The organism is Corynebacterium sp. HMSC077D03, assembly GCF_001808545.1.
GTDB lineage: Bacteria > Actinomycetota > Actinomycetes > Mycobacteriales > Mycobacteriaceae > Corynebacterium > Corynebacterium simulans.
In genome coordinates, this window is the sequence record NZ_KV793706.1 from 279686 (window position 1) to 302069 (window position 22384).

The 22384-nt window shown below is 61.2% G+C and carries 16 protein-coding genes; 1 reads left to right on the top strand and 15 read right to left on the bottom strand.

The features are described from left to right. Nucleotides 1-71: 71 nt before the first annotated feature. The gene (rpsP, locus tag HMPREF2888_RS11775; RefSeq protein ID WP_070518848.1) at nt 72-578 is read right to left on the bottom strand and encodes a 30S ribosomal protein S16; all 507 of its coding nucleotides are present in this window, start codon (nt 576-578) and stop codon (nt 72-74) included. A 456-nt stretch (nt 579-1034) separates the two neighbouring features. Between rpsP and HMPREF2888_RS11780 the strand changes: the two genes are divergently transcribed. After that, nucleotides 1035-3305 carry an acyltransferase family protein gene (locus tag HMPREF2888_RS11780; RefSeq protein WP_070518849.1) on the top strand — a complete coding sequence of 757 codons (2271 nt, stop codon included), beginning with the start codon at nt 1035-1037 and terminating at the stop codon, nt 3303-3305. A gap of 70 nt (nt 3306-3375) precedes the next feature. On the opposite strand, the gene HMPREF2888_RS11785 is transcribed toward HMPREF2888_RS11780, so the two are convergent. The 14 genes from HMPREF2888_RS11785 to HMPREF2888_RS11845 form a co-directional block, all read right to left on the bottom strand. Continuing rightward, a complete protein-coding gene (locus HMPREF2888_RS11785; protein WP_061923264.1) occupies nt 3376-4518 on the bottom strand; it encodes a TIGR04053 family radical SAM/SPASM domain-containing protein in 1143 nt (380 codons plus the stop codon). An 82-nt stretch (nt 4519-4600) separates the two neighbouring features. Then, nucleotides 4601-6217, bottom strand: coding sequence for a signal recognition particle protein (gene ffh / locus HMPREF2888_RS11790; RefSeq protein WP_070518850.1), 1617 nt, complete (start codon nt 6215-6217; stop codon nt 4601-4603). A gap of 49 nt (nt 6218-6266) precedes the next feature. After that, nucleotides 6267-8378 carry a [protein-PII] uridylyltransferase gene (locus HMPREF2888_RS11795; protein ID WP_070518851.1) on the bottom strand — a complete coding sequence of 704 codons (2112 nt, stop codon included), beginning with the start codon at nt 8376-8378 and terminating at the stop codon, nt 6267-6269. After that, the gene (locus HMPREF2888_RS11800) at nt 8379-8717 is read right to left on the bottom strand and encodes a P-II family nitrogen regulator (protein WP_062038390.1); all 339 of its coding nucleotides are present in this window, start codon (nt 8715-8717) and stop codon (nt 8379-8381) included. A gap of 79 nt (nt 8718-8796) precedes the next feature. Continuing rightward, nucleotides 8797-9165, bottom strand: a complete 369-nt coding sequence (locus HMPREF2888_RS11805) for a Na+/H+ antiporter subunit G (protein WP_061923276.1) — start codon at nt 9163-9165, stop codon at nt 8797-8799. Between the two features lie 2 nt (nt 9166-9167). Continuing rightward, nucleotides 9168-9458, bottom strand: coding sequence for a cation:proton antiporter (locus HMPREF2888_RS11810; RefSeq protein ID WP_061923279.1), 291 nt, complete (start codon nt 9456-9458; stop codon nt 9168-9170). Then, a complete protein-coding gene (locus HMPREF2888_RS11815) occupies nt 9458-9988 on the bottom strand; it encodes a monovalent cation/H+ antiporter subunit E (RefSeq protein WP_070518852.1) in 531 nt (176 codons plus the stop codon). Before HMPREF2888_RS11815 ends, HMPREF2888_RS11810 begins: the two co-directional genes overlap by 1 nt. Next, nucleotides 9989-11530 (bottom strand): monovalent cation/H+ antiporter subunit D family protein, encoded by a 1542-nt coding sequence (locus tag HMPREF2888_RS11820; protein WP_062044051.1) that lies wholly within the window; start codon nt 11528-11530, stop codon nt 9989-9991. It abuts the gene before it with no gap. Then, nucleotides 11530-11973 carry a cation:proton antiporter subunit C gene (locus tag HMPREF2888_RS13010; RefSeq protein ID WP_061923288.1) on the bottom strand — a complete coding sequence of 148 codons (444 nt, stop codon included), beginning with the start codon at nt 11971-11973 and terminating at the stop codon, nt 11530-11532. The genes HMPREF2888_RS11820 and HMPREF2888_RS13010 overlap by 1 nt, the downstream gene beginning before the upstream one ends. Continuing rightward, the gene (locus tag HMPREF2888_RS11825) at nt 11973-14951 is read right to left on the bottom strand and encodes a DUF4040 family protein (RefSeq protein ID WP_070518853.1); all 2979 of its coding nucleotides are present in this window, start codon (nt 14949-14951) and stop codon (nt 11973-11975) included. The genes HMPREF2888_RS13010 and HMPREF2888_RS11825 overlap by 1 nt, the downstream gene beginning before the upstream one ends. A 272-nt stretch (nt 14952-15223) precedes the next feature. Continuing rightward, nucleotides 15224-16927: a signal recognition particle-docking protein FtsY gene (gene ftsY, locus HMPREF2888_RS11830; RefSeq protein WP_070518854.1), complete on the bottom strand. Its 1704-nt coding sequence runs from the start codon at nt 16925-16927 to the stop codon at nt 15224-15226. Between the two features lie 50 nt (nt 16928-16977). Then, complete coding sequence (gene smc / locus HMPREF2888_RS11835; RefSeq protein ID WP_070518855.1) at nt 16978-20544, bottom strand: chromosome segregation protein SMC; 3567 nt, start codon at nt 20542-20544, stop codon at nt 16978-16980. Between the two features lie 26 nt (nt 20545-20570). Then, the gene (locus HMPREF2888_RS11840; protein WP_061923298.1) at nt 20571-20849 is read right to left on the bottom strand and encodes an acylphosphatase; all 279 of its coding nucleotides are present in this window, start codon (nt 20847-20849) and stop codon (nt 20571-20573) included. Next, the gene (locus tag HMPREF2888_RS11845) at nt 20850-22367 is read right to left on the bottom strand and encodes an alanine/glycine:cation symporter family protein (RefSeq protein ID WP_070433273.1); all 1518 of its coding nucleotides are present in this window, start codon (nt 22365-22367) and stop codon (nt 20850-20852) included. Between the last annotated feature and the right edge of the window lie 17 nt (nt 22368-22384).

A 22384-nucleotide genomic window follows, 5' to 3' on the forward strand; every position in this document is an offset into this window, starting at 1 on the left:
TTTACGGGAGGTAACAGGCGCCCTTTAGAAGATCTGATTAGAAGATCTAGTTACGCAAAAGCGCGGCGAGATTACTCTGCGGACTCCTCAGAAGCCTCAGCGGACTCCTCGGACTCTGCAGCAGCAGCCTCAGCAGCAGCAGCTTCTTCTGCAGCCTTCTCAGCAGCAGCCTTAGCCTCTGCTTCTTCCTTGGCCTTCTTCTTCTTTTCGGTAATAGCCTCGATGGTCGGGCCGTTGTTGGCCTCAGCCAGTGCAGCGTTGAACAGATCCAGCTTGGAAGGCTTCTCCTCAGCAACCTTCAGGGTGCCCTCAGCACCTGGCAGGCCCTTGAACTTCTGCCAGTCACCGGTAACCTTCAGCAGTGCGAGAACCGGCTCGGTCGGCTGTGCGCCGACGCCCAGCCAGTACTGTGCGCGCTCGGAATCGATCTGGATGAGGGAAGGCTCCTGCTTCGGCTGGTAGATGCCGATGTTCTCGATAGCCTTGCCGGAACGGCGGGTGCGTGCATCAGCGATGATGACGCGGTACTCAGCGTTGCGGATCTTACCCATACGCTGCAGCTTGATCTTGACAGCCATGATTGGCTCCTTTTCTAGTCACCGAGCAGTTCAGACGCGTGGATTCAAACCACGCCGGTTCAGCTCTTGGATTTACCCTGCGCGTGACGTGCCGGCCGTCCGTAGGCGGTATACGGCGTTACGCAGAATGTTAAGTTTGCAGTGTTGTCTATCTAGTGTTGTCCATCTATAGAACCAACTACCTATAGACAACCCCGACTATATTAGCGGCAGACGCCCCAAAACGGAAATCCTCCCGCGGAGAACTCTGGTGGCGCTTTTCCTTGGACTTTTATGCAATCTTCGGCGGCACTGCCCGTGGAGTTATGAACAGCGCGGCCCGAGAGAGTAACCTATTTGCCGCTAACCTAAACACCTTTCAGGCCAGTTTGCCCTTATTTTCTTCCAAACACTTCCCCTAGAGGCAAAACCTTTAAGGGGCAGACGTATGCCTTAATTGGCCTGCTGAGAGAAATTATGACTGAAAATTCACCACGCAGCTTCCGTTACCGCTATGACCTCGATGGTCTGCGCGGCATCGCCATCGCACTCGTGGTCATTTATCACGTCTTCGTCGGCCGAGTCTCGGGCGGCGTGGACGTGTTCCTTTTGCTTTCGGGCTACTTTTTCTTAGGCTCCCAGCTGCGTTACGCGGCCAAGCCTAATGCTTCTTTGAATCCATGGTGGCCAATCTGGCGCACTTTGCGACGCCTCGTTCCCAGCCTCGTGTTGGTCATCGGCGCCACCTATATCTTGGTTCGCATTTTTACTCCGGAACTGATGCGCACAGAGCTCGCCCAGCAAATCACGGCCACGATGCTGTATTTCCAGAACTGGGAGCTAGCCCGCCAAAACGCGGACTACACCGCAGCTTCTGCTAGCACCTCCCCTCTGCAGCACATGTGGTCCATGGCTGTACAGGGTCAGTTCTACATCATGGGCATCGCCTTTGCGCTGATTCTGGCAGCCATCATGAAACTGCGCCCAGCGCCGGACCCGAAGCGCCTCAAGCAGGTGCGCTTCCCCACCGTCAACCAGATTGCTGGCCCTATCCTTATCGTCGTTACCGTCGCGTCCTTTGCCTATGCTTCCCGCGATGGCCTCTACGGCACGGCCGCGAACTACTACTCCACGTGGTCGCGCGCATGGGAGCTGACCCTGGGTGCGGTTTTAGCTATTTACGGTACAAAGTGGAATATTTCTAACCGTTTTTCCAACCTGTTTACTGGCCTCGGCCTGGTGTGCCTAGCGTTTACCGGCGCTATCATCGCTGAGACCACGGCTTATCCAGGCCCGCTCTCCCTGCTGCCGTTGGGTGGTGCGGTGCTCATCATCTTGGGCGGCGGCGGTTCCATCTCCCGCCACATGGCTTCAAAAAAGGCGCGTTGGCTTGGCGACGTCGCCTACCCGCTCTACCTCTGGCACTGGCCGCTTCTGATTTTGTCCACCAAGGCCCTCGAGCTGGAGACCCCTCCATGGTGGCTGGGCATCATTATCATCGCCATCTCCCTGGTGCTGGCAGATCTTACCCACCGCTTCTTGGAGAAGCCGCTGCGCCAGGCCCGCAAGCGCCCGACAGCGGACGACATGCCGGTCAATAGCGCCATTGCCTCCATGAAGCAGCGCGTTGGCGCGTTCCGAGCGGTAGGCGGCGTCGTAGTGGGCGCCTGCGTTGTCGGTTTGCTTGCCATTCAGCCGCTGTGGATGAACACCATCTACTCCGAGAATGCGGAGAACCTCGCCCCGAAGCTCTACCCAGGCGCCACGGCCTTCGCACTAAATAAGCCGGTGCCGAAGGGCGTAGAGTACAAGCCGGACCCGATCCTCGTTGGCGGCCTCATGCCGCCAACCGCAGTGGCCTATTGCTTTATTGGGCAGGACATGCCGGCGGATTACCTGCCGGATGCCCGCCGCGACGGCACTCCGTGTGAGTGGGGTGACCGTGAGTCAAAGACCGAGGTCTACGTCGTCGGTGGCTCCCACGCGGAACAGTGGATGTCCGGCTTGGACCGCCTGGGCCGTGAGATGCACTTCAAGATCATCCCAATGCTGCGCCAGGGTTGCCCAATTGAACTTGGCGAAGACCTGACCGTTACCCCTGAATGCCACGAGTGGGGCGAGATGGTCACCGAGCGCATCCTGGATGCGGATCCGGCGCTGGTCATCTCGAATACCACTCGCCCATCCGGCCCACTGGGCGAAGGCCCAGACTACGTCCCGGCAGGCTACGCTGAGTTCTGGAAGCAATTGGCAGACGCCAAGATTCCATTTATGGGCCTGCGCGATAACCCGTGGGGCTTTGACGATGCTGGCAAGGGCCGCGAGTTCGACGAGTGCTATGTCGCCACCGAGGACGAGAAGGGCTGCGGCATGACCTTCGACGAGGTCTACGCGCCGGTCGATCCAGGTGCGGAAATCCTGTCCCAATACGACAACATGCTGTCGCTGGATACCTCTTCCTGGTTCTGTGACAAAAATGGCAACTGCCCGGTGGTCATCGGCAACACGATGGTTTACCGCGATATGCACCACATCAGCAACGCCTTCGCGGAGTCCGCAATGCCAATGCTGCGCGAGGCCATCGAGCCGTTCCTGGCCGGCAAAAAAGTAAAGCAGGCACCGCCTAAGGTGCCTGCTAACATGCCGACCTCAACCGCACCGACCACGCCGTCGGCACCGGCCGATGCCACGGCCTCCAATGCCCAGCCGGTCCCCTACCCGTATCTGACCGACAACGACGCAGTCTAAGTCGCGGATTACTTAATTTCCTCACCCTAGAGCAAAGAAAGCGTGGTGCCGTCTGGCACCACGCTTTCTGCTATTTGCCCCACGCCGCGGGCACGTATGCGCACGTCGGGTCGGAAGCTAGCGGATCACCCGTCATTGCGAACGCGGTCGAGCGGGAACCGCCGCAGACGGTGGCATATTCGCACACGGAGCACTTGCCCGACCACTGGGCGGGGTCGCGCAACTTTTTAAAGACAGGCGAATTGGCATAGATTTCGGGCAGCGGAATGTCTTTGACGTTGCCGCAGTGCATCGGCAGGAAGCCGTTGGGATAAACATCGCCGAGGTGGTCGATGAACACGAAGCCGGAGCCTGCGTTAATCGCCATGGGCGGGCGCGGGCGGCGGGTATGCGCGGCGTCGGCAGGCCCGAGCACCCGCTCGGTCTCTTCGGTGAGATAGCGGTAGAGCTCTCCCCCGACGTATTCCTTGCCCTGCTGTGCCTCCAGCACGATGCGGCGATACTGCGGGCCTTCAGTGGTCTTGATTGCCACGCGATTCGAAACATCGTGCAGCCAGTGCATAGCGTCCTCGCGCTCGTGCGGAGTCAGCGCCTCGAGACCCGTTCCACGACCAGTTGGCACCAGGAAGAACACGCTCCACAGCTTTGCTCCCATGTCGATGACGCGCTTGAGCAGCTGCGGCGCCTCATAAACGTTGTTCTTGGTGATCGTGGAGTTGATCTGCAGGCGGTAGCCCACGTCCGTGACCACCCCTGCCATTGCGATGGTCTGGTCAAAGATGCCGGAAAAGCCGCGAAAATAATCGTGGGTCTTGGCCGTCGCGCCGTCGAGCGAAAGCGACAACGCCGAGCCACCCGCGGCCCGCAGGCCCTCTAGGCGCTCGCGAGTAAGACGCGGGGTGACCGAAGGCGAAAGGGAGATGTTTAGCCCCAGCGAGGTGCCGTGCTCCGTCAGCTCCTCGAGGTCGCCACGCTCAAAAGGGTCGCCGCCTGTGAGCACCACGATGGGACGCGGCTTCTCATAGCTCGCGATTGAATCCAATAGCGCCTTGCCCTGCTGCGTGCTCAGCTGCCCTGGCGCTGGCTCATGCTGCGCATCGGCACGGCAATGCTGGCACACCAGCTGGCACGCGCGCGTCACCTCCCAGATTGCGATGAAAGGCTTGGCGTTGATGTCGTGGTGAACTTGGCGAACGGCTGGGGTCGGCTTCATAAATACAACTTTAGCCGTAGAAAAACACGCCTCCAAAACGAGAAAAAGAGGCGAGGAATTCCCTCGCCTCTTCTAGGCCCGACTACTTCTTGCCCTGGCCAAAGTCCAGGTTATTCAAGTCGATGTTTTCCATGCCCTTCGGCATCTTAGGCATACCCCCTGGCATACCTGGCATGCCTGGCATTCCGCCGCCGCCCATCTGCTCCTGCAGCTTCTGCAGCTCCTCCATGGAAGGCATGCCGCCTGGCATACCTGGCATGTCGCCGCCTGGACGGTTCTTCGGGGCCTTGCGCTTGCCGTTCTTGCCCTTGCGCCCCTTCCGCTTCTTCTTGGTGGCAGAGCGCCCCATGCCCGGGCCCATGCCAAACTGGCCGGCCATCTTGGACATCATCTTCTTCGCCTCGTTGAAGCGCTCGATGAGCTGGTTGACCTCGGAGACGGAAACGCCAGAACCGTTTGCAATACGCTTACGGCGCGAGGCGTTAAGGATCTTCGGATTCTCACGCTCTTGCGGGGTCATACCGCGGATGATGGCCTGGATGCGGTCGAGCTGCTTCTCATCGACCATATCCGCCATCTTGTTCATCTGCTTGCCGCCCGGCATCATCTTCAGCAGATTGCCAATCGGGCCCATGCGGCGAATCATCAGCATCTGGTCCAAGAAGTCGTTGAGCGTTAGCTCACCGGTGCCCAGCTTGGCGGCAGCTTCCTCTGCCTTCTGGTGGTCCAGGGTGGCCTCAGCCTGCTCAATCAGCGAGAGAAGGTCACCCATGCCCAGGATGCGCGAAGCCATGCGCTCCGGGTGGAAGACGTCGAAGTCCTCGAGCTTCTCACCGGTGGAGGCAAACATGATCGGCTTGCCGGTGACCTCACGGATGGACAGCGCCGCACCACCGCGGGCATCGCCATCGAGCTTGGTCAGCACGACGCCGGTGAAATCAACGCCGTCACGGAAGGCCTCGGCGGTCTGCACCGCGTCCTGACCGATCATGGAATCGATGACAAAGAGGACCTCGTCCGGGTTCACAGCATCGCGTATGTTGCGTGCCTGCGTCATCAAGGTCTCATCGATGCCGAGGCGGCCCGCGGTATCGATAATCACGATGTCGTGCTGGGTCCGCTTAGCTTCCTCGATGCCGGCCTGGGCGACGGCGACTGGGTCACCGTGGGAGGTACCCATCTCGTGATCGTTGGAGTCGATGGAGGTACCTGGGTCCGGAGCAAAGACCTGCACCTCCGCACGCTCACCAACGATCTGCAGCTGCTGGACCGCGCCCGGACGCTGCAAGTCACAGGCCACCAGCATCGGTGTATGGCCCTGCTTGGCCAGGTGCTTGGACAGCTTACCGGCCAAAGTGGTCTTACCAGCGCCCTGCAGACCAGCCAACATGATGACCGTAGGCGGGTTCTTTGCCAGCTGCAGGCGGCGGGTCTCGCCACCCAGGACGTCAACGAGTTCCTCATTGACAATCTTGACAACCTGCTGCGCCGGGTTCAGCGCCTCAGAGACCTCTGCACCGGCAGCGCGCTCCTTAATACGCTTGATGAACGCGCGGACTACGGTCAGCGAGACGTCAGCTTCCAGCAGCGCAAGGCGAATCTCGCGCGCGGTGGCATTGATGTCGGCCTCGGTCAGCTTGCCCTTGCCACGCAGGCCCGACAAGGCAGTTTGCAAGCGATCGGACAGTGACTCAAACACGAGTGAGTGCTCCCTAAACAATCTCGAGTAATTTTTTAACTCCCCCAGCTTAGCCGCTGACTAGCGCTTCGGTCACATTCCTGACCAATGTCGCGCGCGCGACATCGCCTAGCGGTTTGGCGTGCAGCACCATCGTTGCGCCCGGAACGTAGCTCGTAATCCATTCGCAATCGGGAAGCTTGGCGATGACATGTCCAAGCACACCCGTACGCTCGCCCGTACGCACCTCGAAGATGCTTCCCGTCCACATCGCCGTTGTGGGCGCGCCATCAATCTCCGGAAGCATGGTGTACACGCCAGATTTATAGGACTGGATGAAACGCGCCTCATCGGCCGCCGCATCGAAGCTCTCCGCTACGGTACGCACGTCGAATTCAGCAGCGAAGCCCTCGCCTTGCGCGTCACTTACCCTGCCCATGCGGGAGGACTCGATGGTCCACCCCAACGCCGCAATCAGCGCCAGCGGGCGGATGACCTCGCGCTGATATTTGCCCCGCCACGAAACCGTCAGGGTGCGTTCCTCATAGTTCGCCTTGAGCGCAATCTCCTTTTCCGCATACACCACCGGCTTCGTAGGTGCCAGCGCCTCCAGCTGCGCAAAGGCGCGCGAAGACAGCACCCGAATGCCCGCCTCCAGGCGCGGATTCCACACGTTGGGGCCAGTCGATAAAGCGTCCGCGCGTGCCAAGACCAGCAACAGCGAAAGCGTCAGGTGGTCATAATGCACCGCCGCCAGCAACTTATCCCGAGCCGCGTCCGATTCCGGGTCCATGCGGGAGACCAGTTTGGCCAAGGTTGTGTGCTCTGCCACAAGCGTCTGCACACGCGAACGATCCGCAAGGCTCAGCCGCATTTTTGCCGCGGCCTTGGTCACCATTTCCGCGCCTACGGCGGAATGCGGGCGGCCATAGCCCTTGCCGATGTCGTGGTACAGCGCCGCTAGCAACAACAAGTCCGGACGCGCGACCGTGGTACGCACCTCCGCGCAGCGCGCCACGGTCAGCATGGTGTGATAATCCACGGTGTGCGCGTGGCTGCGCTCCCGCGGCAGCATCCCGCGGATGTGCCCCCACTCCGGCACCAGAGTCTCCCACAGTCCCACCTCGTCAAGCTCCTCAATGAGCCGTGGCGTTTCGGTGGGCGAAGACAAGATAGTAAAGAAGGCGTCGGTTATCGCGGTACTCCAACACTCCGGAAGCGCAGGCGCGTTAGCCAGCAGCTTCCACACGCCCGGCTCAATGGGCCGGCTCGTGCGCGCCGACGCCGCCGCCACGCGCAGCCCTAGCCCTGGGTCCTGCAGATCAGCGTTGCGCGCCAGCGTCACGTAGCCGCCACTATCGACGACGCCTAGGTCCAAAGGCTTGCGCGAACGGTCCCGTTGCCTTTTGCCCACGACGCCGCGGGCCGTGGCAAGCGCGCGCTCCATTGCCCTATCGACTGTCGATGCCGCGCGCACCACCGCGGCCGAAAGCTCGTAACGGTCCGCAAACCCCAGCTCGTCAGCGATCTCCGCGGCGAATTCAGGGTCCAAAAGGTCGCGGTGACGATGGGCATGCATATGCAAAAGGCTGCGGACATCGAGCAGCAGGTCACGCTCGGCATCCAGCCGCGGGGCGTCGGCAAGATTGCCCAGGGCCAGGGCCCTAATGAACTGGATATCGCGCAGGCCGCCCCGCCCGTTTTTAATGTCCGGATTCGCCATCGTGGCCAACGTGCCCGAACGCCGCCAGCGCGCAATTGCGGTGCTGACGAAAGAATCGAAATGCTTTTGCAGCAACACCCGCCACTGGGATAGAAGCTTGGCGCGGGCTTCGTCGACAAGCGCCTTGCTACCCGCCACAAAAGACAGATCCAGCTGCGCAAAACCCGCCGCCGGATCCGTGCCGGCTATCTCCGCGCACTCGCCCGGGGTACGCAGGGCATAATCCAGGTGATACCCCGCCTGCCAGATGGGATACCAAATGTTGGCCACCGCCTGCTCGTCTAGCACCATCCCCTCTGGATGAATCAACAGCAGATCCAGATCGGAATACTTTGTCATCTCGCGGCGCGCAAAAGACCCCGTCGCTGCGAGGGCGGTGCCCTCTGGCAGCGCCAGGGTCTTAATCAATGCTTCTGCCGCATCGAAAGCTTCTGCGCGCAGCTGCGCGGCTTTGTCCATTTAGACAGCAGCCTCGCCGCGCTCGCCGGTGCGCACGCGGATGACGTCCTCGACTGGGGTTACCCACAGCTTGCCGTCACCGATCTTGCCGGTGTAGGCAGCCTCAACGATAGCGTTGATGGTCTCTTCTACCGCTGCGTCATTAACAACGACCTCCAGCTTGACCTTCGGGACGAAGTCGGTGGCGTACTCGGCACCGCGGTAGACCTCGCTGTGTCCGCGCTGCTGACCAAAGCCCTGCGTCTCAGTCACGGTGAGACCATGAACCTCAAGCTGTTCCAATGCCTCGCGAATATCCGGCAGCGTAAAAGGCTTTACAACAGCAGTGATGAGTTTCATGTCCTACTCCTTGGGCTCCGATTGAAAGTATGTGCCTAATGTGATCATATTAGCGTCAACGGCGCCGCCGCGGCGCTAATTAAATCTCGTCTTCACTGGCTTCTACCATGTCGGTCTGCTTCCGCATGCGGCGCGCATACTTCACGTCCGTGACGGTGACGCCGTAGATGGAGCGGCCCATGTAGAAAGAGCCAACGGAACCGATGATCCACACGCCAAAGCATGCGATGAGAACGCGCACCAGCGACCACAGATCAAAGCCGTTTTCAGCAAAGTCCACCACGAGCTTTCCCACGAGCAACAGCGGCACCGCAAGGCCGACGGTCGGGCCCAAGAGGTTAACTCGGGTCAACGCGTCGGGGGCGCGCCACAGCGCGATTGCGGTAGCAACCACCAACAAGGTGGCCACGATGAGGAGAATGGATGCGATGATTTCGTACCACGCCATGCTTATCGACGTCCCTTCGAAATGATGCGCGCCATCGACAACGTAGGCAGCACGCCGGCTGCAATCGCTGCCAGCATGGCGATGTCATAGAGAATCGAGGCGTGATTGACAAAGGTCCAAGCGATGTACATGCACAGCATGCCGTAGAAGGCCATGTCTGACATGACGGTACGTGTCAGCTCGTCGCGGGAGCGCAGCGCCAAGACCAAGGCCGAAGCCAGGGCACCGCCCATCACGAATATGCAGACGAAGATGACCCATTCGAAAGCGCTAAACTGCGCGAAATCTACCATTATTCGCCCTTCCTTTCCGGATGCAGCGGCCAGACGGAATACTTCTCCGTCTCATCCGCTGGCAACGGGGTGTCTTCTTCTTGCGCGATATCCGGCGCACGCATGTGGCGGCCGAGGGTCTCGAGTGGGTACTCGTAGAAGGCCGGATCCAGGTCCTTGGTATCGCTCTGGCCTGGCACGCCATAGTCGATGTCCTTCACGTGCGGTGCCAAGTGCTCCTCCATGTCCGCGAGCGACTCCATGATTTCTACCGGGTCATCGCCCATGACCGCCTGGACGAGCACGATACGCGGCAACCCCTCTGCCACCGGCTCGCGCAGGCCCAGCGACAAAGTGCCAGGGGTTGCGGTGATAGACGAGGTAAACCAGAAGATCTCCCACGCATCGGTCACGCGCAACGGGTAGCGCACGATGACTGGGTGGTAAGAATTATGCGGCTTGAAAGACTCCATGGCCAGGCCGAAACCGGCAACGAAGATCTCCTTAATCAGCCATAGGCCATAGACACAGGAGTGGAAGAAAAGTTTCATTTAGCGACCTCCCTGGATGGAGTCGATGTCTGGCAAGGCAACGGGGGCGTCGCCAAGCACGGCTTCGGTATAAGCCTGAGTATCCAGCAGATCCTGTGCCGCGTGCAGGGTGATATCCATGAACGGGCCTGCCAGGACGAACATGGTCAGCGAGCCCATGATCAGCGCAGCGGAAGGAGCCATCAGCTTCTTGCGGATGATCAGTTCCTTCGGCACCTTCTGCTTTGGCAGATCCTTGCCCCAGAAAACCTCGCGCCACACGCGCAGCATGGACAAAAAGGCGGCAAAGGAAGCAATGATGATGACCGCGATGACAATCCATGCCCATACCCCACCGGTGCGGGCGATCTCGATGACGATCAAGACCTTGCCCCACATGCCAGAAAATGGCGGGAAGCCCACCACGGAGAAAGCACCGGCGGCGAAGATCCAGGCGATGAGCGGATCGCGGCGTGCCAGGCCCGAAAGCTTAGAAAGCAAGCCAGTGCCGTAGGTCTCTTCGATGGCACCAGAGGCCAGGATGAGCGAGCCCACCGTGAGCATGTGGTGGATGGTGTACAAGATGCCGGCGGCGAGAGCTCGCTGCGGATCGTGGGTGGTAAAGGCCATCATCACCAAGATGAAAGGCATGCCGTTGAGCATCTGATAGCCCAACACGCGACGGATGGAGTTCTCGGCCAAGCCACCAAATGCGCCGATCAGCATCGAGATGATCATGACCACGATGATGAGCGTGCCCCAGCGCTGGTCCATACCAAAAAGGTGGACCCACAGGCGGTAGAGCATGTAGACCGCAACCTTGGTGTGCAGGCCGGAGAATAAGCCCATCACGGCAGCCGAGGTGCCTGGGTAGGTGCGCGGCAGCCAGGACTGCACGGGGAAGACGCCGGCCTTCGCCGCGATGGCGATGATTACGATTCCCGAGGCCACGGTCACTGGGCCGTGGCCCGCCGCAGCGCCCTCTAGTGCGGCGAGGTTGACCGCGCCGGTAACAGAGTAGATATAGCCCACGCCGACGACTAGCAGCGTCGAGGCAAAGAGGTTAACCAGAACGAAGGCACGGCCGGCCGCGAGGCGCGACCAGGTACCGGACATCGTGATGAGGCCATAAGAAGGCAGCAGCATGACCTCGATGAACACGAAGAAGTTGAAGAGGTCTGCGGTAAGCAGCGCGCCGCAGACACCGGTGATGAGAATCAGCGTCAACGATGGGTAGTAGCGCGACTTCGTCTCGCCGCCCACGATGGCAAACCAGTTGGCGCCGAATGCGACGATCATCGTCGTGACAATCATCAACGCGGAGAAGGTATCTGCCGCGAAGGCAATACCCGCGTTACCTGGGTAGCCGCCCACGGTGTGGGCCACCACGCCGTTGTTCAAGGTATAGAGCAAGAGTGCGAAACCAGCAAAGATTCCGATGCCCGGGATAATCAGCATGATGGAATCACGCACGCCGCGCCACGGGGCCATTAGGGCCAAGGCCGCGGCCACGAGGGGAACCGCTGGGAATAGCGGCAACAGTGCACTGACGAGTTCAGCCATTACTTCTCCCCTCCCTCACTGTGGTCCAACTGCTTCACACGATCCATCTTGTTGGCAGAACGCTGCAAAATCTCTCGATTCTTAGAATCACGACCCAGCGTGGAGAACGCGTGGTCAATGGTGTTGTCATCAACCGGCTCCACGATGTCCGTGTCATCATTGGCGCCCATAGCCGCCATGGTTAGCAAGATCGTGGAAGTCGCCATGGAAATGACCACGGCGGTAAGCACGAAGGCCTGCGGAAGCGGATCCGCCATCTGGTCGTGTGCGACCTGCGAGGGGAAAGATTCCCCACGGTAGGAGTACACGCCCGTAGCGAGCAGCGTCAGGTTTGCGCCGTGGCCGAAGGCCATCATGCCCAGCACGATGTGGACCAAGCCACGCTGCTGGATGAGATAGACCGCAGAACCGATAAGCAGTGCGATGGTTAGTGCAAGAATCATTATTTCTCCCCGCCTTTCTGGCGTGCCACGCGCGGCGAGTCCTTCTTAGTTCGAGCCTCAGACTTGTTGAGCAAAGCCAGCGGATTGCTCGAGGGGTTGATGGGCTCGGGGTAAGGATCATCGACGTCGTCAAGCACAACGCGCGGGGTCGTCGGCAACGCGGAATCGTCGTCGTGGACCCATGGCAAGAAGTCGCGCTCCGTGCCCGGGCGCAGATAACCGCCGAGGGCGTTGATGGCCATGGTCAGCATGCCCAGAACCGCGAGATAAATACCGAGGTCGAAAATCAGCGACGTGGTCCAGTGCTGGCCCAAGGCGTGGCCGTGGATGGCGGTCAGGAAGCCGCCCGGCTCGCCGTGGTGCGGGATGTAACCGATAAAGCCTGCAGTCAGCGCCACGATGATGCCGATGCCCGTGAGGTGAATCGGGGTCATACGGCCGAAGACAATCTCATCAGAGCCGCGGGACAGGTAGGTCAGGCCGATGGCTGCGCCCATAATCAGCGCGGCCGGGAAGCCGCCGCCCGAGGCCTGGTGACCGCGGTAGAAGACCACGACGGAGGTGACAACCAAAATCGGAATAACGATGGCAATGCCCTTACGCAGCGGAACCGAATTTAGCTGCGACTGGCCGAACGGAGCCGGGCGCGTGCCGGAGGTAAATGGGAAGCGCGGCAGCGTGGAGGTAACAGAAGCAATCACCACGGCGGCCATGCCCAGAACTGAAAGCTCGCCCAGGGTATCGAGTGCACGGAACTCCACGATGATGGTGGCCACGACGTTGTCGCCGCCGGTGATATCCGGAGCGTTGTCCAGGTACCACAGAGAAAGATCGGAACGCTCATGGCGGCCCATCAGGCCCCAGACACCGAGGAAGGCGGCCACGCCGGCGAGGACAGCTACCACGATGGAGCCGGTCTTACGCGATTTCTCTTGCACTGGGTGGAACTTCTCCGGCAGGTAGCGCAGCACCATCATCATCACGATGACAGACAGTGCCTCGACGGTGAACTGGGTCAGCGCGACGTCGGGTGCGCCGAGCAGGAACATCTGCAGGGTCACGCCCGTGCCGGCGATGCCGATCATCACCGCGCCCGTCAGGCGGTTGCGGGTGCGCACCAGGCCAAACATGGACAGCGCGACGATGGAAAGCGGCAAAAGATCCCATGGGTTATCCAGGCCTTCGACGCGTGGTGCAAGAGCGACGCCGTCGACGCCTTCGCTGATAAGGCCTGCCGCAGCCAGAATGATGAGCAGCAAGACGATGGGCAGCATCAGGCGTGAAGGATTATGGGTATCGGACATGCGGCCGACAAAGCGGCCGATCGCGGCCGCGCCATTTTGGACAGAACGCAGAATCTGGTTGCCGGTGCGCGGAACCAGCTTGGTGTCCTCGAATGCGGACCACAGCTGCTTGCGAATGAAGATACCGGCGATGCCCGCGATGAGAACCGCAACGGAGATGACCAGTGGAACGTTCACCCCGTGCCACAGGGAAAGGTGGGCGTGAGATTCCATTCCCACGGAACCTGCCATCAAGTCCAAAGGCTTGTCGAACTTGCCCAACACGAAGACCAGCGGCAAAGACATAAAGCCCGGAAGTGCTGCCGGCAGCCAGAGGCGAACAGGCGCCTCGTGGACCTTGGACATGTTGCGCGGGCCGTCGAAGAAGGCGCCGAAGACGATCTTGGCGGAGTAGGTGAAGGTAAAGAAGGCGCCGATTGCGGCAACCATCAGCAGCACCAGCTGCCCTGCCCCACCGATGGGCGCGTCTTCGAAGGCAGTGAGCATGCCTTCCTTGGAGACGAAGCCCAAAAGCGGTGGAACCGCGGCCATCGATGCCGCGCCGATAACCATGGAGCCGAAGGTCCATGGCATCTTGTTCCACAGTACGCCGAGGCGGCGGATATCGCGGGAGCCGGCCTCGTGATCAATCACGCCGATGAGCATGAAGATAGAAGACTTAAACAGTGCATGCGCCAGCGTGTGTACCAGGGCGGCGGTGATAGCAAAAGGCGTGCCGACGCCGATGGTGGCCACGATCCAGCCCAGGTGCGAGACGGTGGAATAAGCGGTCAGCTTCTTCAGGTCAGTCTTTTGCACCGCAAAGACCGCGGACATAACGGCGGTGCCCATACCGACGACGATAAGCAGCCAGTTCCACACGGCCACGTCGTGGAAGATGGTGGAGAAACGAATCAGCAGGTACACGCCTGCCTTGACCACTGCGGCTGCGTGCAGGAAGGCAGAGACCGGCGTTGCTGCGGCCATGGCCTCTGGCAGCCAGAAGTGGAACGGGAACTGCGCGGCCTTGGTAAAAGCAGAGCAAGCAATAAGAACTGCCACGGCGGCAGTAAGCCCTGGGCGCTCGTGCCAGACGCCGGAGGCCAGAATCTTTTCCAGGTTGGTAGTACCCGCGGCCGTCGCCGCGATGGCCACGCCTGCCAACAGGGTAAGGCCACCGATAAAGGTCAAAATCAGCGTGCGCTGCGAGCCCTTCTCGCCCGCCTTGCCCGAACGCGCGATAAGCATAAACGAGGCCAGGGAAACCAGCTCCCAGGCAAAAAAGAGCAGGATAACGTCGTTAGCCAGCGCCAGCAGCAGGATCGACATGGTAAATGCCGTCATCAGCAGGTAGAAGCTGGTGTTTCCTTTGCCCTTGGGCAGGTAGGCGGCCGAGTAGGTAAAGACTACGGCGCCGATGACCAAAGCCAGCATGGCGAAGAATACGCCCAAGGCATCGCCACGCAGAGCGAAGTGGACGTCGATGCCGGTGCCGACGACGTCGCCGACCCACGTGCGCGAGAAAGACAGCTCTTCGCCCGCCGATAGAGTTCCAAATTCTTTGGCAAGAAGACCTGCCGCCACAATAAAAATGCCGGCTAGGGGGTAGCCGGCGGCGCGATCAGCAACCTTGACGGTTACTGGGGCAAGAACCACTGCCAAAGCTGCGAGGAGGACAACATAAATAAGTGTCACGAAAAATTAGCCTCACAAACCATTGTGTAGAGATTTATTACTTAGAGCGCGCATAAAATACGACGTTCCCACACTACCATTGTGGCCCACGTCAAAGCACATTTTTTCGGTACTCAAGGCGACAACTCGCGCGGCGATTTTGCAAGAAAAACAACCTCCAAGCAGCGCTTTCCAGCGTCGTTCTAGCGGCGGCTCCGGAAAGCACCACCCCATACATAAAAAAGCCGCCGCGGAAAGAAATCCACGGCGGCAAACGCGAGGCTAAAAGGAGGCTACTTCTCCCCGAGCAGGGCGTCGACGAAGCCCTCGACCTCGAATGGCGCGAGGTCATCGGCACCCTCGCCCAGACCAACAAGCTTGACTGGGACGCCTAGCTCCTCCTGAACCTGGAAGACAATGCCGCCCTTGGCGGTGCCATCGAGCTTGGTCAGCACCACGCCCGTGATGTCGACGACCTCACGGAAAATGCGGGCCTGTGTGAGGCCGTTCTGGCCAACGGTGGCGTCGAGAACCAGCAGAACCTCGTCCACCTCAGTCTTCTTTTCCACCACGCGCTTGACCTTGCCCAACTGATCCATCAGGTCAACAGAAGTGTGCAGGCGGCCGGCGGTGTCGACGAGGACGACGTCTACGCCTTGGTCAACGCCCGCTGCAACGGCATCGAAAGCAACGGAAGCCGGGTCAGCGCCCTCCTTGCCGCGGACCGTGCTGGCGCCGACGCGGCGACCCCAGGTTTCGAGCTGATCCGCTGCGGCTGCGCGGAAGGTATCCGCGGCGCCCAACAACACCTTGTGACCCATCGCGACGAGCACGCGCGCAAGCTTGCCCGTGGTGGTGGTCTTGCCGGTGCCGTTGACGCCGACGACCATGATGACAGCAGGCTTGCCCTCGTTCGGCATGGCCTTGATGGAACGGTCCATCTCCGGGTGGCCGGCCTCTATGAGGCACTCGCGCAGCATCGCGCGGGCCTCTTCCTCACTGGCGACGCCGCGCTCTGCGAACTTATCGCGCAGCGCCTCCGTGACCTTCATAGTGGACTTGGTGCCCAGGTCCGCCATGATGAGGGTGTCTTCGATTTCCTCCCACGCTTCCTCGTCGAGGTCACCCGCGGACAAGATGCCCATCAGGCCCTGTCCAATAGCATTCTGCGAGCGCGACAGGCGGCCGCGCAGGCGCCCCAAACGGCCACCCGCCGGCGCAATATCAGGTTCCGTCGCCTCCGGCGCCTCGACAACCTCAGCGTCCTCAGAGACTTCAAGCTCCTCCGGCTCGGCCTCTAGCGCTGCCTCAGCGCCCTGCGTCTGCGCTTCGGCTGCCGCCGCGGCTTCCTCAGCCTCCGCAGCTTCCTCAGCTTCGGCATCAGAAGTTTCTGCTGGAGATTCCGGGGCTTCATCTGCCGAGACTTCGTCTGTACTTTCGGCAGCCACCGTCGGCTCTTCCGCGACCGCTTCCTCCTGCGGCGCCTCAGCAACCGGTTCTTCTTCTGCCGGCTCTTCGACGGCCGGCTGTTCAACCGGGTTTTCATCTGCTACCAGCTCGGCCTTTTCAGGTTCAGTCTTGGCAGGCTCAGACTCCGCCGACTTGGAGGCAGCAGCAGCTGCAGCTCCTGCGGCAGCGGTACCGGCAGCGGCCGCGCCGGTTGCAACACCAGCGGCGGGTGCGGACTTCTCAGCCTTAGGCTCAGCAGGCTTAGCTGGCTCAGCAGGCTTGGTGGGCTCAGCCGGCTTGACTGGCTGAGCGGGAACCTTCTCTGGCTCCTTGGCGCCGCTGCCAGCGGGGGCAAAGTTGAACCCGGACTTGGCCTGGTAGTTGCCAGACTTTTGCTCCTGGGTCAGCTCCTTGGGAGCTTCCTCGGCCGGCTTTTCGAACGATACTTTCTTGGCATCGCCGCGCTTTTTACCTACTGCTACCAGCACAATCGCCAGCAGCACAATGACGGCTACGGCAATAAGAATCCACATCAACGTCGTATTCATGCCCTCTATAGTGCCAGGCTTGGTGCAGCCTGGCACCACTACCCTGCGGATTAACCCTGGGTTTTGGACTCAGAGTCGGACTCAGCGGCGGGCTCGGCGGCGTCACCAAGCGCAGCGCCGCGCGGGGCATCGACGCCCAGGCGCGTGGCGTCCTCGGCTGCAGCGGCGGAACCGGGGGCGTCGCCAGCCTGGCTCATACGCTGCGAAATCACGCGCGTGACGCCATCGCCACGCATCGTCACGCCGTAGAGGACGTTAGCCACATCCATCGTCGGCTTCTGGTGCGTGATGACGATAAGCTGCGAATCCTTGCGCAGTTCCTCAAACAGGGCGATGAGGCGTCGCAGGTTGACGTCATCAAGCGCGGCTTCAACCTCGTCCATCACGTAGAACGGGCTCGGGCGCGCACGGAAGATGGCCACCAGCATCGCCAAGGCGGTCAGGGACTTCTCACCACCAGAAAGCAAGGACAGGCGCTTGACTTTCTTGCCCGGCGGGCGCGCCTCAACCTCAATGCCGGTGGCCAGCATGTCATCCGGCTCCGTCAGGATCAGGCGGCCCTCGCCACCCGGGAAAAGGGTCTGGAAGACCTTCGGGAACTCCGCCTCCACGTCGTTCCACGCATCGGTGAAAAGCTGCAGAATCTGTTGATCCACGTCCTCAATCACGCCCGCCAAATCCTTGCGCGCCTGGATAACGTCATCGAGCTGCGTAGACAGGAAGGAATAGCGCTCCTCCAGCGCCTTGTACTCCTCCAGCGCCAGCGGGTTGACCTTGCCCAGGGAGTTCAGGTCCTTTTCTGCCTGCTTCAGTCGCGCCTTTTCCGCGCTACGGTCGAAGTCCTCGCCCGGCGTGTAATCGCGCAGCAAGTCAGGGATCGCAATACCCAACTGGTCCACGATCTTCGCTTCGGTCTCATCCACGCGCACCTGCGCCTGCGAGCGGGCGATTTCGGAATGATTGGCGTTCGCCGTCAGACGGTCGAGCTTCTGCCGTGTTGCCGAAACCTGCTGCTTGGCCGCTTGCAAGCGCCCGCCTAACACGTTGCGCTGATTAACCAGCTCATCGCGCTCAGCGGTGGCGCGCTCCAGGGCCTGGGATGCGCGTCCGGCAAGGTCCGTGGCATGGCCTGCCACCGCTTGAGCTAAGTCGGCCTGCGCTTTACGACGCGCCATCGCTTGCTCATGGCGGGCCTTTGCCTGACGTTCATGCTGCGCTTGGCGACGCAGCGCGTCGCCCTTACCCGCAGCCTGCCCCACCTTGTCTTGGGCGGTGCGCACCGCGAGCTGGGCCTCCATCTCCATGGCCTTGACCTGCTCCAAAGCGGCCGAGGCAGCATCGCGCTCGTGGGAGGAAGGCTCGCCGTCTTCGACCTCCTCATCGACGCGCGAGAGGCGGTCGCGGGTCTCAGCCAGCTGCTCGCGCACTTCGGCAAGCTTGACCTCAATCTCGGTCGCACGGGCCGCGGCTTTCTCATGCTCAGCCTTGTTGACCTCGTGCTGCTTCAGCAGGCGCTGGTGGTCGCGCTGCCAGGCTTCCACGGTCGTGTCGTGCTCACGCAAGGCCGCCTTTGCCGAGGCCGCCGCGACGCGAGCCTCCTCGGCCGCCATCTTCGCGCCCTCCAGGGTGCCGGAAAGCTCTTCCAACTCCTGCGTGGCAGATTCCAGCTGGCCTTCTGCCTCCGCGATGCGCGCGGTGACCTCGACGGTAGAAGAAGCGCCGGTACCGGCTTCGACCCAGCCCTCGCCCACCAACAGGCCCTCGGCAGTAACCGCGCGCAGGCGCGGATCCTCGCGCACCAGCTCGCGAGCTAGGGCAAGATCGCCGACCAGCGCGACGTCGGAAAGCAGACGCGTCAGCGCCGCCTGTACCTCGGGTGCAAGCTGCATCTCATCCAGCAGCCAGGTCGCACCGCTGGGCAGGTTGGCGTCCAGACGCCAGTCGGAGGCACCCGCGGCAGTGGTGTCCACCAGCGGGGTGCGGGCGGCGGTGCTCAAGGCTGCCACGATGTCCTCTGTAACCGCGCCCGTTTGCGCCTCCGCGAACGCGCCCAACGCCGCCGCAACGGCCGTGTCATGGGAGGTGGTGATGTATTGCGCCAGCGGCTTAAAGCCCTCGCCCAAGTCGATATTTTCCGGGGCAGTCTGCGCCAAAGTATCGATGCGCGAGCGCAGCGTGTAGACCGCGCGTTCGCGTTCGCGCTGGCCGTCGCGAAGCTGCTCCAGGCGTTTTTCGGCCGCCCCTGACTCACTCGCCGCCCGCACGTGGGCCTCTTCCAACGGCTCGCGCTCGGCGTTTAAGGCCTCCAACTTATCGGCAACTTCGTCCGCCTCAGCCTGCGCCGTGCGCGTGCGCGCCTTGGTGGACTGCAGCGTCTCCTCCTGGCGCACGAGCTCCTCCTCTGCCGCGGAGACCTGCCCGGCGAGGATTTCCTCGGAGGCGATGAGGCGAACCACGCCCTCGCGACGATCCGCAATCGCGCGTAGCTGCGCCATGTGTTCCTTTTCCGCCTCTTCGAAGACGGCGCGGCGTTGCGCCACCTCCTCGCGGATGGACTCCAGACGCTCGGCGGCCTCTTCGGCCTCCATGAGCAGCTCTGCGTGCTCCTCGTCCGCGCGCAGGGCACGGGCCTCGAGCTCTTCTGGGTCTTGGCCTGCATAGGCGACCTGTGCGCCGACGTTTTTCGCGCGCTCTTCCGCAATGCGCTGGGTGGCGGCGATGCGCTCGGACAGCGTCGACAGGTCGAACCACAGCTTCTGCGCGGCCTCGGCCTGCGGATTAACCTCCTCGAGCTGGGCCTCGATTTCCAACTGGACGCCTGTGGCCTCTTCGTGCTGCTCGGTAGCTTCCGCCACCTGCTCGGCGAGCACCTGAGCCTGTTGCTCGGCATCGGCGTACTTCTTGCGGGTTTGCACGACTTGGTCGCCGGCGATGCGCAGGCGGGCATCGCGCAAATCCGCTTGGACGGTGGCCGCGCGCTGGGCGGTTTCGGCCTGACGGGCCAAAGGCTTTAGCTGTTTGCCCAGCTCTTCGGTGAGATCCTGCAGGCGATCCAAGTTGGCCTGCATGCCGGTGAGCTTGCGCTGCGCTTTTTCTTTACGACGCCGGTGTTTGAGCACGCCGGCGGCTTCCTCAATGTAAGCGCGGCGATCTTCTGGGCGCGATTCTAGGATTTCGGAGAGCTTGCCCTGACCGACGATGATGTGCATCTCGCGGCCGATGCCGGAGTCAGAAAGCAGCTCCTGGATGTCCATAAGGCGCGCTTTGGCGCCGTTGATTTCATACTCGCTGGCGCCGTCGCGGAACATGCGGCGGGTGACAGAAACCTCGGAGTATTCGATGGGCAGCGCGCCATCGGAGTTGTCGATGGTAAGGGTTACCTCGGCGCGGCCTAGCGCCTTGCGGTCGCCCGCGCCGGCGAAGATGACATCCTGCATCTTGCCGCCGCGCAGGGTCTTGGCGCTGCCCTCGCCCATGACCCACGCCAACGCGTCGACGACGTTCGACTTACCTGAGCCGTTCGGACCAACCACAGCGCAGATGCCGGGCTCGAATTTCAGGTTCGTCGCGGACGCGAAAGACTTGAAGCCTTTGAGCGTGAGCGATTTCAGGTGCATTCGTGAAAGTTTAGCAAGCCTAGGCGCTAGCGTTCGATAAAGCCGCTCTCACCGCGTGGGTCGGACCACTGCTCCACCACGGTAGTTACGGTTCCGGGGCGCTTGGTGGTGGAAGGCTGCTCGCGCAATAACTCGAGCAGGCGCTCGCAGTCCTCGCGCGGGCCTTCGGCAACAACCTGCACGCGCCCGCCCTTTAAGTTCGTGGCGTGGCCCGCAAGGCCCAATTCGAGGGCCCGAGAGCGCGTCCACCAACGGAAGCCAACGCCTTGGACCGTACCGTGCACGAAAGCGGTCAGGCGTTGCATTTAGTACTCCCGTAGATTGGTGCGATCCGACAGGTCGTACTTGTGCTGCAAGTGCTTGCGGTCCTCCGGGCTGCGGCGGGTAACCGGGTCAGAGCCGTCCCAGCACTCGACGTTTTTCAGTTCCGGCATCATGTCGCGATGGAAAATCGGGTCCACGCCGTCACGACGCTGCTCGTTGAAGTTCTTCAGCAGCTTGATGGCTACGCCGGACAAAGGAACGATGGCAAGAATATTCAGGAAGACCATCGTTGCCGCGCCGGTATCTGCCAGGGCGAAGACCAAAGGCAAAGAGCCCACGGCGCCAAACCATACGAAGAAGAGCACCACGAGGCGGAAGAGGATCAGCACGCTCTTTTTGCGGGTTAAGTACTCCACGTTGGCCTCTGCCAAGTAGTAGTTGCCCAGAATCGAAGAAAATGCCAGGAAGAATAGGATGAAGCTGACGAAATGGATGCCCCAATCGCCCACCTCAGAAGCCAGTGCAGCCTGCGTCAGGGAAACACCCTCGGCTTCCGCGCCGTAGTTGACGGTAGGGCCCAGCAGGATGATGAAGGCGGTGATAGAACAGACAACCAGCGTGTCGAAATAAACGCCCAAGGTCTGCACCAGCCCCTGTTTGACGGGGTGCGACACGGCGGCGGTAGCTGCGGCGTTCGGCGCGGAGCCCTCGCCGGCCTCATTGGAAAACAGGCCGCGCTGGATTCCCTTCATCATGGCAGCGCCTAGACCGGCGCCGGCAATTTCCTTGAAGCCCAAGGCGTGGCCGATGATGTCACCGATCATGCCCGGGACCTTGTCAAAATTGGCCACGACGACGAAGCCGCCGATGAGCAGGTACGCAACCGCCATAAACGGAACGATGACCTGGGTGATATTCGCGATACGCTGCACACCACCGAAGATGATGAGAGCGGAGATAGCAGCGATAACGCCGCCGATGATAAAGCGGAAGGAGAAGTCGTCACGGCCGAAGGAGAACGCGATGGAATCGGCAATGGCGTTGGTCTGGAATGCGTTGTAGACAAAGCCGAAGGTAAAGGCGATGGCCACAGAGAAGATAGCGGCAAGCGGGCCCCAGCCTAGGCCACGCTTCATGTAATAAGCCGGGCCGCCGCGGTAAGCAGTGCCTTCACGGACCTTCCACACCTGAGCCAGGGTGGACTCGATAAACGCCGTCGCACCACCCAGGATGGCAATCAGCCACATCCAGAACACGGCACCAGGTCCGCCCACGGAAATAGCCACAGCCACGCCCGCGACGTTGCCGGTGCCCACGCGCGAGGCCGCCGAAATGGTAAAAGCCTTGAAAGCGGAGATTCCGCCGTAGTCCTCGTCTTCGTCGCGGCCGACGCCCTTCGGACGTTCCACCACAGCCTTGAACATTTGCGGGACCATGCGCACCTGTACGAGCGCAGTCCTAAAGCCGAAAAATAGTCCCGCAGCAATCAAGATCCACGGGATCAGATAAGTCCATACCGAATCGTTGAACGTTGTCACAGCGTTCTCAATAAATTCCATGTGGAATATTAAACGCT